Consider the following 12,817-nt stretch of genomic DNA (forward strand, 5'->3'; position numbering starts at 1 on the left):
CCGCCCGCCCACAGGCTTTCTATACTCAAATCCCCGAGCACGCGGAGCCTCACCATGGCCACCCAACGCCCAGCCGACTTCAATCAGGACCTCCTTGATGATTTCCGCCAGGAAGCCTACGAGGGCTTCAATCGCTGCGAGCAACTACTGATCGATCTGGAGCGCACGCCAACCGATCCGGAGCGACTGCGCCAGCTCTTCCGCCAGGTCCACAGTTTCAAGGGCAACCTGGGCTACGTCGGCCTCGAACGCCTCAACACCCTGCCTCAGGCCCTGGAGGATGTCCTCGACCAGCTGCGCGAGGGACGGCTGACCTTCGACAGCCTGCTGGGCGACATCATGCTGCTGATACTGGATCGCCTGCGCGATCTGGTCAGGGGCGCACTGGCCGGTGAGCCTGGGCTGCCCCCCGACACCCTGCCACTGGCCAAGGCGCTGTCGTCGCTGGCCCAGGCGCCCGAGCAACGGCAGACGGAAATGCGCCAGGCCTTGCTGTTCCGCCTGGACCCGAACACGCGATTGATCACGCCACAGGCCGACCCCGTAACAGCCACCGACGCCCTGACACGCCACGGGCTATCGGATGACCCCGACCTGGCGTTCTTCCTCGACCTCATGCAAGCCGCCGAGCGGCGCTCGCACTATTGGCTCGGTCGGGGTGAGCGCCAGTTGGAGGTGGCACTGGCGATGAACCGCCGCGCCGGCCACCCCGTCGACCCGCGTCAACTCGCCACGGCCGTATGCCTTCATGACCTGGGCATGGCGCTGATGCCCCTCCCACTCCTGCACAAGGCCGAACGCCTGACTCGGGAGGAGCGCCGTCTGATGCAAGCGCATCCTCGGATGGGCGCCGACCTGCTGCGACGCCTGCCCCAGTGGGACGAAGCGGCCGAGATCATCCTTCAACATCAGGAGCACGCGGACGGAAGCGGCTACCCCAAAGGGCTGCGCGAGGCGGAGATCGTCCCCGGCGCGCTGATCCTGAACATCGTCGACACCTTCGACGCCCGTACCCACGAACGCGCCCACCAGACGCTCAGCAAGCGCCCCGTCCTGCGTGCGATCCTGGAGATCAATGGCCTGGCCGGCAGCCAGTTCAGCGCCCACTGGGTCGAGGTATTCAATGCCTGCCTCGGCGAAGAGCCCCACCTGACCCGGCTGTAACGCCTGCCGCGCAGCTGCTCCCCGGTGCGCGACGATAGGCACAAGGCATCGCAATCATTGATTTTTACCGGCATCGAAGCGCCATTTCCCTGTGCTAGTCTCTGCCGATCACGGGCCCTAGCCGGCCCGCACCACTGAGGAGAGACGTATGGAAATCAACATCGGAATCGCCGAACAGGACCGCGCAGCCATTGCCGAAGGCCTCTCCCGCCTGCTGGCGGATACCTACACCCTTTACCTGAAGACCCATAACTTCCACTGGAACGTGACCGGTCCGATGTTCAACACCCTTCACCTGATGTTCGAGGCCCAGTACACCGAACTGGCCCTGGCCGTCGACGCCATCGCCGAGCGCATCCGCGCCCTGGGCTTCCCGGCTCCCGGCACCTACGCGGCCTACGCCCGCCTGTCCTCTATCAAGGAAGAAGAAGGCGTCCCGGCTGCAGAAGACATGATCAAGCAACTGGTCCAGGGCCAGGAGGCCGTGGTTCGTACCGCACGCGGCATTTTCCCGCTGCTGGACAAGGTGAGCGACGAACCGACCGCTGACCTGCTGACCCAACGCATGCAGGTCCATGAAAAGACCGCGTGGATGCTGCGCAGCCTGCTGGCTGCCTGACCCTCCATGCCTTCCAAGAGGCCCGGTTCGCCGGGCCTTTTTGCTGGGCGACAGCACCCCGCCTGAACTATGCTTCGCACAATCTCCCTCCTTGTCAGTACCCGTTGATGAGCCAGCCCTCTAAATCCCCCCTGCTGCTCGAACTCTATCCGGAGGAGACCCGCGAGGCAGCGGAATTGCTCAAGCAGGCCGTCCCGCTCATGGTTCGCCATGACATTCCGCCAAACCCCATCCACTACGCCCTCTGGTACACCTACAGCCAGGGCAAGCAGCCCGACCTCAACCGCCGCCTGGACAAGATCGTCAAGGACTTCGACGCTTTCCCGCCTGATTCGGCAGTGAAGCTGTTCCGCGACTTCATCATCCGAGGCGAACTGGAAGAAGCCCGCGCGGGGCAGCAGCAAGTCATCGAACTGGTGGACGACATCGAGACGGATGTCAGCCGGAGCGTCGTGGGGAGCACGGTCTACCAGCAAAGCCTGGAAGCGGGCCTGGCCGCCCTGCATGACCCGATCATCGACGACCTGCCCAGCGTGCTGAACGACCTGCACCAGAGCACCCAGCTGATGCATGACCAGCAGGAGCAGTTCCTCTACCGCCTGCGCGCCGCCCAGGCCGAAATCCACACCCTGCGCCTGCAACTGGAACGAGCCCAGATGGCCGCCACGCTGGACAGCCTGACCCAGGTGTTCAACCGGCACGCCTTCACCCGGCTGCTGGAACAGGCCCTGGCAGAAAACACAGCCGGCCTGGCCCTGATCATGCTGGATATCGACCACTTCAAGCAGTTCAACGACCACTTCGGCCACCCCCTGGGTGATCGCGTGCTGCAGCATGTCGGCCAGTTGCTCAAGGACCTGCTGCCCCCGCGTGCCCTGGCAGCCCGCTACGGTGGCGAGGAGTTCTGTTTCGTCTTGCGCGACTGCCATGAACTGGCCAGTGCCCGCGCCTTCGCCGAGATGCTGCGATTGAAGTTCCAATCCCTGCGCGTCAAGGTCCGCCGCACCGACCAGGTGCTGGACACCATCACTGCCAGCTTTGGCATCGCCCTGGCCGAACCGGGCGACAACCTGGAAAGCCTGCTCACCCGAGCCGACGATGCCCTCTACCAGGCCAAGCGCAACGGCCGCAACCAGGTCCATCCCGGCGCGCCGGAAGCCGCGCTAACTGCTTGATTTGAGTAGCCCTAGTCTTTCCTGTTAAATAGCGCCCGGTGCCTGCAACCCGCCACACAGCAGGGTTACAGGCATAGGCTGGCGCGACCTCTTTACCGGATTACCGGCGCGCCCGCTCTTTCCGTTGTGCGTTTCCTATCAAGGTGAGTCCATTGAACATGTTGAAAATCGTCCATCTGCTGACGGGCGCTGCTGCGCTCCTGTTGTCCTTCATTCCCAGCCTGCGCGGTGATGCCCTGCCATACCTGCAGCAACCTGACGCCCTCTACCTCGCTCTGATCGGGCTGCTCAACCTGCTGATGGCGCCCGTCGTTCCGGTCTGGGCACGTGGCACCCGCAGCCAGCTCCAGGCGTCTGTCTCCGCCCTGCTGGTGCTCGCGGTGATCCTGCAAATCGCCGTGCTGCTGGCACCGATCCCGGAAATCGGCGGCAAGCCCGCCATCCTGCTGAGCCTGCTGGCGAGCTTCCTCGCCGTCGCTCTGCACCTGCTGCTGAACCTGCGCAAGGTCACCCAGGCCACCCCGATCCTGCAGGACATGAGCAACCGTGAAACCGGCACGGTGAAGTGGTTCAACACCTCCAAGGGCTTCGGCTTCATTTCCCGGGACTCGGGCGACGACATCTTCGTCCACTTCCGCGCCATCCGTGGCGAAGGGCATCGCGTCCTTGTGGAAGGCCAGCGCGTCGAGTTCACCGTGATGCAGCGGGACAAGGGCCTGCAGGCGGAAGACGTCATCGCCGCCCTGCCCGGCCGCCGCTGAGCAATACCAAGCCAATGAAAAAGCCCGCCATCACGGCGGGCTTCTTCTTTATATAGAGGCGAAACAGTCACAGCTCAGTAATGGGGCGGCGGCGCCTCATCGCCGTCGGAAGCACCGAACTGGCTCAGCAGCTCTTCCTGCCGACGTGCCAGCGCCGCGACCTGCATCTGCAAGCGCTCGACGATCCGCTGCTGTGCCACGATCTCATCATTGAGGGCCTGGATCGTGTCGTCCTGGAAAGCCAGGCGAGTCTCAAGCTCCATCACGCGCATTTCCAGACTCATGCCTCACTCCTCCGCGAATCGGAAATCATCCGTCAGGACCAGGCGCAGACGTGTCAGCAGGTCCGCGATCTGCCCTTCGGTGTAGGGAATGGCAGGAGCACGCCCCCACACGGGAGCCGGCCAGGCAGCGTCACTCTTGCGCCGGGCGATCACGTGCACGTGAAGCTGGCTGACAACGTTACCCAGCGTGGCAACGTTCATCTTGTCCGCACCGAAACTGTCCTTCAGCACCTCGGCCAGCAACACCGCCTCCTTCCAGAGCTGCTGCTGATCGGCAGCGTCCAGCTGGAACAGCTCGCTCACCTCTTCCCGCCTAGGAACCAGAATGAACCAGGGATACTGCGAGTCGTTCATCAGCAACAGGCGGGAAAGGGGGTAGTCCCCGATCACCCGGCAATCCTGCTGAAGCCTTGGGTCCAGATTGAACATGGCGATCTTCACCTCAGTCATGCAAAACGCCCATCAAACGGGGCAAGAAATGGCTGCGAAGAATACCCAACCGTCACCGACCGGGACAGCCAAACCCGGCAGGGTTACCGTCATGCACCAGAATCGACCACACGCACCACCGTGAGGCGTTACCTCGTAACACCTCAGGCAGCCGCTTCGGTCGCATCGAGAACGAATGACCAATACCCAGCTATCATTTCTGCCCAACACCTGCACGCCCGGCGGAAAACTCACAGCAGCAAGAGCAGGCTGTATGGTTTGTGCACGGATGTTGCTTTATGCAACGCCATGGTCGACCGGGTCATCTCGGTACGCCTGTTCCGGACGCGAACGTCGCGCCAGGCCTAGTTGCACTAAGTGCCTGTAACGACCGCAGAAAAACAAGAACCAAGGGATTGAAGCAAGAACTACGAATATGCGACACGCGCCCACCCGAATTGCGACATGGCCGTGAAGTTTTCGTAAGGAGCGGAGCCCAGCTATCGCCATCTTGAGACGTCGTGCTATAAGTTAGCGCCGACACAAAAAGAAAGAACCGCCTTCAATAAATAAGAAAGCGGCGAGAATCTTCAAAACCAAAGGAGCAATCACAATGCAAGTGATGAAGTGGAGCGCACTGGCCCTGGCCGTGACCGCCGGTACCACCCAGTTGGCGTTCGCCAGCGCCCAGGACGAGTCCAAGGGCTTCGTCGAAGACAGCAAGCTGTCTGTGCTGAACAAGAACTACGCCTTCTACCGTGACTTCCGTAACAACGCTTCTGACCGCCAGAACTACCGTAATGAGTGGGCTCACGGCATCATGGCCACCTACGAGTCCGGATACACCCAAGGTACCGTCGGCTTCGGCGTTGATGCTCACGGCATGCTTGGTATCAAACTGAATAGCGGCAAGGGCACCTCCGGCACCGGACTGTTCCCCACCGGCTCCGACGGTCGTTCTCAAGATGATTACTCCTACGCTGGCGGTGCGGTTAAAGTTCGCGTCTCCAACACCGAGTTCAAATACGGCAACTTGATTCCGGTTGCGCCTGTGTTCGCTACCGGCACTGCTCGCCTGTTCCCCGGCAGCGCTGAAGGCTTCCAGATCCTGAGCAAAGAGATCGAAGGCCTGTCGATTGATGCTGGCCACTTCACCTCTATCCGTGACGGCAGCGCCTCCACTAACCGCGACGGTGACATCACTCTCGCCTACGGTGGCGCAATTGACGCTAAAAACGCCGACTACGTTGGTGGCACCTACACCATCAATGATCAACTGTCGGTGAGCCTCTACGGTGCAGAACTGGAAGATATCTACCGCCAGTACTACAGCAACGTAAACTACACCCTGCCGTTGGCTGATGATCAAGCTCTGGGCTTTGACTTCAACATCTACCGCACCAATGATGAAGGCAAATCGAAGGCCGGTGATATTTCCAACACCACCTTCTCTCTGGCTGCTTCTTACTCCATCGGCGCTCACAAGCTGACCCTGGCTCATCAACGCGTGAACGGTGACGAGCCCTTCGACTATATCTCGATGGACGGTCAGAACTCTGGCGACTCCATCTTCCTGGCGAACTCTGTTCAGTACTCTGACTTCAACGCTCCGAATGAGCGTTCCTGGCAATTGCGCTACGACCTGAACATGGCGACCCTGGGCGTTCCTGGCCTGAGCTTTATGGCCCGATACATCACCGGTACTCATGCCGACGGTACGAAGGCCGATGCAAATGGCGCCTACGCCGGCTCCTTTGGCAGCGACGGCAAAGAGTGGGAACGCGATCTGGAAGTCAAGTACGTCGTTCAGGAAGGCCCGGCGAAAGACCTGTCCTTCCGCGTCCGTCACGCGACTTGGCGCTCCAACAATGATATGGGCGGTTTCTACTCCGCTGGCAGCAGCGCTGTGGATGAAGTTCGCGTCATCACCGAGTACCCGCTGGACATCCTCTAACACAGGACGGATAGCGAACTCACGAAAAAGCCCGGCCTAGCCGGGCTTTTTCTTTTCCGCTGTCCCGTCATTTATATCGGCAGCGCATAGGTGCCCGTTACATGGGCCACCATCTCCTCCTCCGCCCCCACCGAATACAGCGCGACCTCGCACACAGCCTGACGCCTGCTCAAACGCAGGATGCGAGCATCGGCCAGCAGGTCAACCGGCTTGGGTTTCGCCAGGAAGTTGATGTTGAGGTTGCTGGTGACCGCCATCTCCACCCTCCCCAGGCTGCCCAGCACCACCGCGTACATCGCCGCATCGGCCAGCGCCATGATGGTCGGGCCGGACAGGGTGCCGCCAGGGCGAACCAGGCGAGGATGGAACGGCACCCGTGCCAGGGCACGGCGGGTATCGAGGAGGTCGATGTGCAAGTCGATATCTGCCGCCATCGGCACCCCTTCCCGAATCAGCGCCTGCACCTGCTGGGCACTCAATGACGACATCACCACCCTCCTCTCACGGTTGGACCCGCAACCTGTACGCGCCCCGATGAGCGCCGTACAATGCCCAGCCACTCAAACCCATCGCAACCGACGAAACGGCCAAACATGCGTACCAGTCAGTACCTGCTTTCCACCCTCAAGGAAACTCCCGCCGATGCCGTGGTGATCAGCCACCAGCTGCTGCTGCGTGCCGGCATGATCCGCAAGCTGGCGTCGGGCCTCTACACCTGGTTGCCGATGGGCCTGCGGGTACTCCGCAAGGCGGAGACCATCGTCCGCGAAGAAATGAATGCCGCCGGCGCGCTGGAAGTGCTGATGCCCGCCATCCAGCCCGGCGAGCTGTGGCAGGAGTCCGGTCGCTGGGAGCAGTACGGCCCCGAGCTGCTGCGCCTGAAGGACCGCCATGGTCGCGAATTCTGCGTCGGCCCGACCCACGAAGAAGTCATCACCGACCTCGCCCGCAACGAGCTGAACAGCTACAAGCAGCTGCCCATCAACATGTATCAGATCCAGACCAAGTTCCGTGACGAGATCCGTCCGCGCTTCGGTCTGATGCGTGGCCGCGAATTCATCATGAAGGACGCCTACTCCTTCCACGACTCCCAGGCTTCCCTGCAGGAAACCTACGACGTCATGTACGGCGCCTACTGCAAGGTCTTCACCCGCCTGGGCCTCGACTTCCGCCCCGTGCAGGCCGACAACGGCTCCATCGGCGGCAGCGGTTCCCACGAATTCCATGTGCTGGCCGAGTCTGGTGAAGACGACATCGTCTTCAGCGACAGCTCCGACTACGCCGCCAACATCGAGAAGGCCGAAGCCGTACCGCGCGAGAAGGAGCGCCAAGCCCCCCATGAGGAGCTGCGCCTGGTCGACACCCCTGACACCAAGACCATCGCCGCCCTGGTTGAAAAGTTCGGCCTGCCGATCGAGAAGACCATCAAGACCCTGGTGGTCCACGGCGCCGAGGAAGGCACCCTGGTGGCCCTGATCGTCCGTGGCGACCACGAACTTAACGAGATCAAGGCTGCCAACCAGCCCCTGGTCGCCAGCCCGCTGGTCTTCGCCAGCGAAGAAGAACTGCGTGCCGCCATCGGCGCCGGTGCCGGCTCCCTCGGCCCGCTGAACCTGCCCACGCCCTGCATCGTCGACCGCTCCGTGGCCCTGATGAGCGACTTCGCCATCGGCGCCAACATCGACGACAAGCACTACTTCGGCGTCAACTGGGAGCGCGACCTGCCGCTGCCCGAAGTCGCCGACCTGCGTAACGTCGTCGCCGGCGACCCGAGCCCCGACGGCAAGGGCACCCTGGTGATCAAGCGCGGCATCGAAGTCGGCCACATCTTCCAGCTCGGCACCAAGTACAGCGAGGCCATGAACCTCAGCGTACTGGGCGAGAGCGGCAAGCCGGTCACCCTGATCATGGGCTGCTACGGCATCGGCGTTTCCCGCGTGGTGGCCGCCGCCATCGAGCAGAACAACGATGACCGCGGCATCCTCTGGCCGGACGCCCTGGCGCCCTTCCAGGTAGCCCTGGTTCCGCTCAAATACGAGACCCCCGCCGTCAAGGAAGCCACCGACAAGCTGTATGCGGACCTCACCGCCGCCGGCATCGAAGTGCTGCTGGACGACCGCGACAAGAAGACCAGCCCCGGCGTGAAGTTCGCCGACATGGAGCTGATCGGCATCCCTCACCGCGTCGTCGTGAGCGAACGCGGCCTGGCGGATGGCAACCTGGAATACAAGAACCGTCGCGAGACCGAAAGCCAGCCCGTTGCCGTCGACGACGTGCTGTCCTTCATCAAGGCCCGCCTCAACCGCTGATCGAGAAGACATGTCCAAGCGTCGTACCACCCGCCTCCTGGGAGCTGCCTTGTGCAGCTCCCTGTTCCTCGGCGGCTGCGCCAACCACCTGCCCCAACGCAGCGAACATGAGGAGCGTGTCGAGCGCAAGCTGCTCAACCACGCCCTGCAGGTCGACGCTGGCGAACCCCGTGTCCTCGAACTGCCGCAACGCCGCGTGCGGGTCTATGACCAGAAGACCTTCGAAGTCACCGAATTCGAAGTCACCCGCCGCTATGACCGCTACACGCCCTACCAGCCCTGGCGCGAGATCTACGAGATTCCCCTCGGGGCCGTCGCGGTGGTGGCCGGTGTAGGCGCCAACGTCCTCAACGTCGCCCTGCTGGGCAGCCTGCCCGACACCGCCACCAAGGACTGGATCAGCTACGGTTTCGCCGGGCTCAACCCGTTCATGAACGTCGAGTCCAACGGTCGCTCGGAACAGAACCTGGCCAGCATCGACGAAGAACAGCGCGACAAGCGCGTCGAGTATTCCAGCCTGCCCTGGTCGGAACGGCCGGTGATGGTCACCGCCGGCAAGCAGACCAGCGAGCTGCTCACCGACCGCCATGGCGTGCTGCGCCTCAACCTGCTGGATGGCCCCTTCGCCGATCAGGACATCAGCCGCGTCGGCAAGCTGCTATTGAGCGTCGAAGATCCGCAGGACAGCGCCCGCGCCGAAACCACCCTGATGGTCAGCCGTGACCTGCGCGGCAAGCTCAAGGAAGCCCATGCGCTGATCTACGAAGACCTGGAAGACGACGAGGTGTCCCAGTGGGTCCACCGCGTCAAGCGCCTCTCCGAGCTGGGCCTGGAAGAAGAAGCCAGCGAACTGGAACAGAGCCTGATCGAACTGACGCGCAATGATCCGGAACTCCAGCAGGAATTCCTCAAGGCACTGATGAAGGATGCCGGCCGCCTGGTGGCTGACCCGGGTGAAGGCGAGTAAGCCGTCACAACGTGACGGCCATGCCGATTCAGCGACGGACCACGAACCCCGCGATCCCCTGTAGCGGGTGAACCTCCAGCTCCACGGCGCTGACCCGTGCCTCCTCGGGGCCCTGCTCCAGCCAGGCTGCCAACTCACGAACGGCGGCCTCTTCCCCCTCGAACAGCACCTCTACGCGCCCATCCTCAAGGTTGCGCACCCAGCCATCCAGCTCCAGCCGGTCGGCCTCTTCCTGAGTGGATTGGCGGTAATAGACGCCTTGCACCTTGCCGCTGACATAGCCATGCATGCAGATTCTCGCCATCACGGTTTCTCCTGCCGCAGGCCTGCAAGCCGCTCGCTCAAGCCCTTCGCGGTCTGCTCGCCCAGCAGGCGCTCGCGCACCTGGCCACGGGTATCGAGGATGTAGGTCACCGGCAACGCCTCGCTGCGCGGCAGCTTGAAGCGCTCGGAAGGGTCCTGGGCCAGCACGGTGAAGCCGATACCCATCTGGCGGCTCGCCTTTTCCAGCTCGGCGCCCTGCAAGCCATCGAAGTTCACCCCCATGACCTGCACCCCCTGCCCCTTCAACTGTTCAGCCAGAGCGTTCAGCTCGGGGATTTCCGTGCGGCACGGCGCGCACCACTCAGCCCAGTAATTGATGACCAGCCACTGGTTTTCGAAGCGCTCACTCGTTACCTTCTGCCCATGCTGATCGAGGCCCAGATCCTCAGAACAGCCTCCCAGCAACAGAGCGGCCCCCGAAACGATGAGCGCCCCGAAAACAGCCTGGAGTCGTGATCCCATCTCGTCGATCCTCGTACCTGCGGGGTTGATATGACGTTGGATGCCCTGCGCCTCGAGGTACCGGACATCATCGACGAGGATGGCAGCTGCCTCATGGGGCTCAACCCCGCGCTGGCCAGCGCCCGGCTGCTGCCCCTGGAGACCGGCCTGCAACAGGCCCTGGGACAGCTGTTCCGCCTCAATCGAAGTGCGGTGACCTTACTCGAAAGGCAGCGGGCGCTGCAAAGCTTCAGCGAGGAATACCGCCACTACGCCGTCGACTTCATCGAGTCCCGCCCCCCACCGCCACTGTTCCTGCGCTATTGCGCCGAACTGGCCGCCGGCTTCAAGCGCCTGCTGCTGCAGATCCTCCAGGGCCGCCAGCCCTCGCTTCCGCACCTCGCCTGGTGCCTCTACATGGCCCAGCACTTCACCGCGCAGACGCTGATGCGCCACTACCAGCAGTACCAGGAGCCGCCCGGCGCCCTCTGGCGTGACAGCCACCTGCTGTACTGGATCGGCGAGCACCAGGGCTGCCTGGACGAACCGGTCGCCGCCGCCTTCCGCCCAACCCCGGCCGATACCCTGCGCGGCCTCTACCAGCAGGTCCTGCTGCTGGCCCTGAGCAACCCGTTCCACCTCACCGAAGGCGAGTGCCCGCTGCTGTTCGGCGCACTCGCGCCCCTGGCCGGCCTCGCCCGGTTGCTGCCCTGGGACGGCGAGGACGAATCCGAAGGCCCCGTCGTCGACCTCGGCCTACCGCAACCCTACCTGCCACTGGACCAGCCCGCCCGCGCCCCGTCCGCCCAGTTGCGCAGGCTCGAACTGGGCCCCCTGCTGGTGGCCCTGTACGAACCCGCGCCCCTGCAAAGCCCGGTCGAGCACGACCTGCTGGAGCGCGTCAGCGCCAACTGGCTGGGTCGCCAGCAGCGACGTCATGTCCGAACCGAGAACGAAACCGCCTGCACCCTGGTGGCCGGCCTGCCCGCCATCCATGCCCACCTGCTGGCCCAGCGTCCCGGGGCCATCGAAGCGCGCATGCAGGACGCCAGCGCCGGCGGCGCGCGCCTGCTCTGCCTGCCCCACCAGGCACCGCAACTGGCGGTCGGCCAACTGGTGCTGCTGCTCAACAGCGGCACCCCCACCCTGGCCCTGGTGCGCTGGCGCCACGGCAACCGCGAGGGCCTGCACATCGGGCTGCGCTACCTCAAGGGACTGCCCCGCCCCGTCTGGCTGAGACGCGCCCCCAACGCCCAGACCCACCCCGGCGTCCTGCAGAGCACCCCGGCCCCCGGCAACGGCTGGCACCACGGCCTGTGGCTGCCCCAGGACCAGTTCGTCGAAGGCGAACAGCTCTGGCTCCAGCTCGCCAGCGTCAACAGCCAGGCCATGCTGCCGCTGCCTGCCGCGAACCTGGCGACGCCCCTGGTGGCCCGCCACCCGCTGAAACTTGCCTGATCGGCCAAACTGCGAGCCGAGTCACGCCGCGCGCCGCTCAAGCGCACAGTTTCCCCGCCCGTCGATTCCTATAATCAGCGGCCTACCGTCCGCCGCCCTGCCCGAAGACAGGAATCCCCACGATGTCTCAGAACCTCGACAAACTGATCGGCCCCGTTCCCTCCCGAATCGTCGAAGGCGCGCATTTCGTAGTGACCCCCTACGAGGGTCGCGTGGCCGAATTCAACGTCGCCGCCTGGCTGCAACTGCCTGGGCTGGCCAGCCTGCCGGTGTCGCTGCTGGTGAGCTACCGCGATGGCGAAACCCGCCGCGAAGTCATGGTCGACCACGGCAAGGTCAACGCACACGGCAAGATCCTCCTCTCCGGCATTGCCCGCCTGCCCGCCCGGCAACGCATCGAGGACATGCAGGTGCGCCTGAAATCCGCCGTGCCCTGCCAGAGCCTGCAGGTCGAAGAACTGTTCGTGCAGGCCGTCGAACAGGCCGTCAGCGACAGCCGCCAGGCCATGGCCTGACAGCAACCGGACATGAAAAACCCCGCCTTGGCGGGGTTTTTCATTTATGCGGCAACTATGTCAGGCGCGCGCAGCATCACTGGTGGGCGGCGTCGACTCGTCCGGCCTGACCGGCAGCGCGTCATCCGCCGTCCTGGGCGGCACCAGCGACTCCGGCCAGCGGGTGAAACGCAGCCCGGTGATGCGGTTCAGGCGTTCGAGGGCCTCTTCCGGATCACGCTCATGTAGGTGGACAACCTTCGATCTGCCCTTGCTCATAGAAGTACTTCAGTCCTTGCGGCCCGCCTGCTGGCAGGGTGATGGCATGTTGTACAGGTATCTGCCAGAAACGTGCCAGTCATCCCGAATGCAGGGGCGCCCCACCGTTACACGCCAGATACCAAGCGCCACGAAACAGACACCCGCAACCAGCTGACC

At 63.6% G+C, this 12,817-nt stretch carries 15 protein-coding genes; 9 read left to right on the plus strand and 6 right to left on the minus strand.

The window, feature by feature from the left end:
• Positions 1-54: 54 nt before the first annotated feature.
• The 4 genes from BM198_RS20095 to BM198_RS30790 all read left to right on the plus strand — a co-directional run bounded on the left by BM198_RS20095 (position 55) and on the right by BM198_RS30790 (position 3,719).
• Positions 55-1,164, plus strand: a complete 1,110-nt coding sequence (locus BM198_RS20095; protein WP_074971889.1) for an HD domain-containing phosphohydrolase — start codon at positions 55-57, stop codon at positions 1,162-1,164.
• A gap of 148 nt (positions 1,165-1,312) precedes the next feature.
• On the plus strand, positions 1,313-1,783 hold the full coding sequence (locus tag BM198_RS20100) for a Dps family protein (RefSeq protein ID WP_044414123.1): 471 nt from the start codon (positions 1,313-1,315) through the stop codon (positions 1,781-1,783).
• Positions 1,784-1,890: 107 nt separating this feature from the next.
• Complete coding sequence (locus BM198_RS20105) at positions 1,891-2,958, plus strand: GGDEF domain-containing protein (protein ID WP_074971890.1); 1,068 nt, start codon at positions 1,891-1,893, stop codon at positions 2,956-2,958.
• Between the two features lie 158 nt (positions 2,959-3,116).
• Entirely contained in the window at positions 3,117-3,719 is a 603-nt protein-coding gene (locus BM198_RS30790; protein WP_074971979.1) for a cold-shock protein, read from the plus strand.
• Positions 3,720-3,793: 74 nt separating this feature from the next.
• Here the strand turns inward: BM198_RS30790 and BM198_RS20115 are convergent, their stop codons facing one another.
• A complete protein-coding gene (locus tag BM198_RS20115; RefSeq protein WP_044414128.1) occupies positions 3,794-4,003 on the minus strand; it encodes a SlyX family protein in 210 nt (69 codons plus the stop codon).
• A 3-nt stretch (positions 4,004-4,006) separates the two neighbouring features.
• Positions 4,007-4,432: an HIT family protein gene (locus BM198_RS20120; RefSeq protein ID WP_074971981.1), complete on the minus strand. Its 426-nt coding sequence runs from the start codon at positions 4,430-4,432 to the stop codon at positions 4,007-4,009.
• A gap of 613 nt (positions 4,433-5,045) precedes the next feature.
• Between BM198_RS20120 and BM198_RS20125 the strand changes: the two genes are divergently transcribed.
• Positions 5,046-6,386, plus strand: coding sequence for an OprD family porin (locus tag BM198_RS20125; protein WP_074971891.1), 1,341 nt, complete (start codon positions 5,046-5,048; stop codon positions 6,384-6,386).
• 71 nt (positions 6,387-6,457) lie between these two features.
• Here BM198_RS20125 and BM198_RS20130 read toward each other — a convergent pair whose 3' ends face one another.
• Complete coding sequence (locus BM198_RS20130) at positions 6,458-6,865, minus strand: PaaI family thioesterase (RefSeq protein ID WP_244165722.1); 408 nt, start codon at positions 6,863-6,865, stop codon at positions 6,458-6,460.
• A 114-nt stretch (positions 6,866-6,979) separates the two neighbouring features.
• Here BM198_RS20130 and BM198_RS20135 point away from each other — a divergent pair, with 114 nt between their 5' ends.
• Together BM198_RS20135 and BM198_RS20140 are read left to right on the plus strand one after the other, a co-directional pair.
• Positions 6,980-8,695 (plus strand): proline--tRNA ligase, encoded by a 1,716-nt coding sequence (locus BM198_RS20135; RefSeq protein ID WP_074971893.1) that lies wholly within the window; start codon positions 6,980-6,982, stop codon positions 8,693-8,695.
• 10 nt (positions 8,696-8,705) lie between these two features.
• Entirely contained in the window at positions 8,706-9,662 is a 957-nt protein-coding gene (locus BM198_RS20140; protein ID WP_074971894.1) for a hypothetical protein, read from the plus strand.
• A gap of 28 nt (positions 9,663-9,690) precedes the next feature.
• On the opposite strand, the gene BM198_RS20145 is transcribed toward BM198_RS20140, so the two are convergent.
• Both BM198_RS20145 and BM198_RS20150 read right to left on the minus strand, forming a co-directional pair.
• Positions 9,691-9,966, minus strand: a complete 276-nt coding sequence (locus BM198_RS20145; RefSeq protein WP_074971895.1) for an acylphosphatase — start codon at positions 9,964-9,966, stop codon at positions 9,691-9,693.
• Complete coding sequence (locus tag BM198_RS20150) at positions 9,966-10,448, minus strand: TlpA disulfide reductase family protein (protein ID WP_074971896.1); 483 nt, start codon at positions 10,446-10,448, stop codon at positions 9,966-9,968. The genes BM198_RS20145 and BM198_RS20150 overlap by 1 nt, the downstream gene beginning before the upstream one ends.
• A 30-nt stretch (positions 10,449-10,478) precedes the next feature.
• Between BM198_RS20150 and BM198_RS20155 the strand changes: the two genes are divergently transcribed.
• Together BM198_RS20155 and BM198_RS20160 are read left to right on the plus strand one after the other, a co-directional pair.
• Entirely contained in the window at positions 10,479-11,885 is a 1,407-nt protein-coding gene (locus BM198_RS20155) for a PilZ domain-containing protein (protein ID WP_074971897.1), read from the plus strand.
• A 122-nt stretch (positions 11,886-12,007) separates the two neighbouring features.
• Positions 12,008-12,400: a hypothetical protein gene (locus BM198_RS20160; protein WP_044414152.1), complete on the plus strand. Its 393-nt coding sequence runs from the start codon at positions 12,008-12,010 to the stop codon at positions 12,398-12,400.
• 60 nt (positions 12,401-12,460) lie between these two features.
• Here BM198_RS20160 and BM198_RS20165 read toward each other — a convergent pair whose 3' ends face one another.
• Entirely contained in the window at positions 12,461-12,658 is a 198-nt protein-coding gene (locus tag BM198_RS20165) for a hypothetical protein (RefSeq protein ID WP_044414154.1), read from the minus strand.
• Between the last annotated feature and the right edge of the window lie 159 nt (positions 12,659-12,817).

The organism is Metapseudomonas otitidis (genome assembly GCF_900111835.1).
In the GTDB taxonomy this organism is placed as follows: domain Bacteria; phylum Pseudomonadota; class Gammaproteobacteria; order Pseudomonadales; family Pseudomonadaceae; genus Metapseudomonas; species Metapseudomonas otitidis.

Bases quoted from the DNA above. Each gene is read 5' to 3' on its own strand.
- BM198_RS20155 (WP_074971897.1), top strand. From the start codon at position 10,479: ATGACGTTGGATGCCCTGCGCCTCGAGGTACCGGACATCATCGACGAG.
- BM198_RS20165 (WP_044414154.1), bottom strand. From the start codon at position 12,658: ATGAGCAAGGGCAGATCGAAGGTTGTCCACCTACATGAGCGTGATCCG.
- BM198_RS20115 (WP_044414128.1), bottom strand. From the start codon at position 4,003: ATGAGTCTGGAAATGCGCGTGATGGAGCTTGAGACTCGCCTGGCTTTC.
- BM198_RS20105 (WP_074971890.1), top strand. From the start codon at position 1,891: ATGAGCCAGCCCTCTAAATCCCCCCTGCTGCTCGAACTCTATCCGGAG.
- BM198_RS20120 (WP_074971981.1), bottom strand. From the start codon at position 4,432: ATGTTCAATCTGGACCCAAGGCTTCAGCAGGATTGCCGGGTGATCGGG.
- BM198_RS20150 (WP_074971896.1), bottom strand. From the start codon at position 10,448: ATGGGATCACGACTCCAGGCTGTTTTCGGGGCGCTCATCGTTTCGGGG.
- BM198_RS30790 (WP_074971979.1), top strand. From the start codon at position 3,117: ATGTTGAAAATCGTCCATCTGCTGACGGGCGCTGCTGCGCTCCTGTTG.
- BM198_RS20140 (WP_074971894.1), top strand. From the start codon at position 8,706: ATGTCCAAGCGTCGTACCACCCGCCTCCTGGGAGCTGCCTTGTGCAGC.
- BM198_RS20145 (WP_074971895.1), bottom strand. From the start codon at position 9,966: ATGGCGAGAATCTGCATGCATGGCTATGTCAGCGGCAAGGTGCAAGGC.
- BM198_RS20125 (WP_074971891.1), top strand. From the start codon at position 5,046: ATGCAAGTGATGAAGTGGAGCGCACTGGCCCTGGCCGTGACCGCCGGT.
- BM198_RS20100 (WP_044414123.1), top strand. From the start codon at position 1,313: ATGGAAATCAACATCGGAATCGCCGAACAGGACCGCGCAGCCATTGCC.
- BM198_RS20135 (WP_074971893.1), top strand. From the start codon at position 6,980: ATGCGTACCAGTCAGTACCTGCTTTCCACCCTCAAGGAAACTCCCGCC.
- BM198_RS20095 (WP_074971889.1), top strand. From the start codon at position 55: ATGGCCACCCAACGCCCAGCCGACTTCAATCAGGACCTCCTTGATGAT.
- BM198_RS20160 (WP_044414152.1), top strand. From the start codon at position 12,008: ATGTCTCAGAACCTCGACAAACTGATCGGCCCCGTTCCCTCCCGAATC.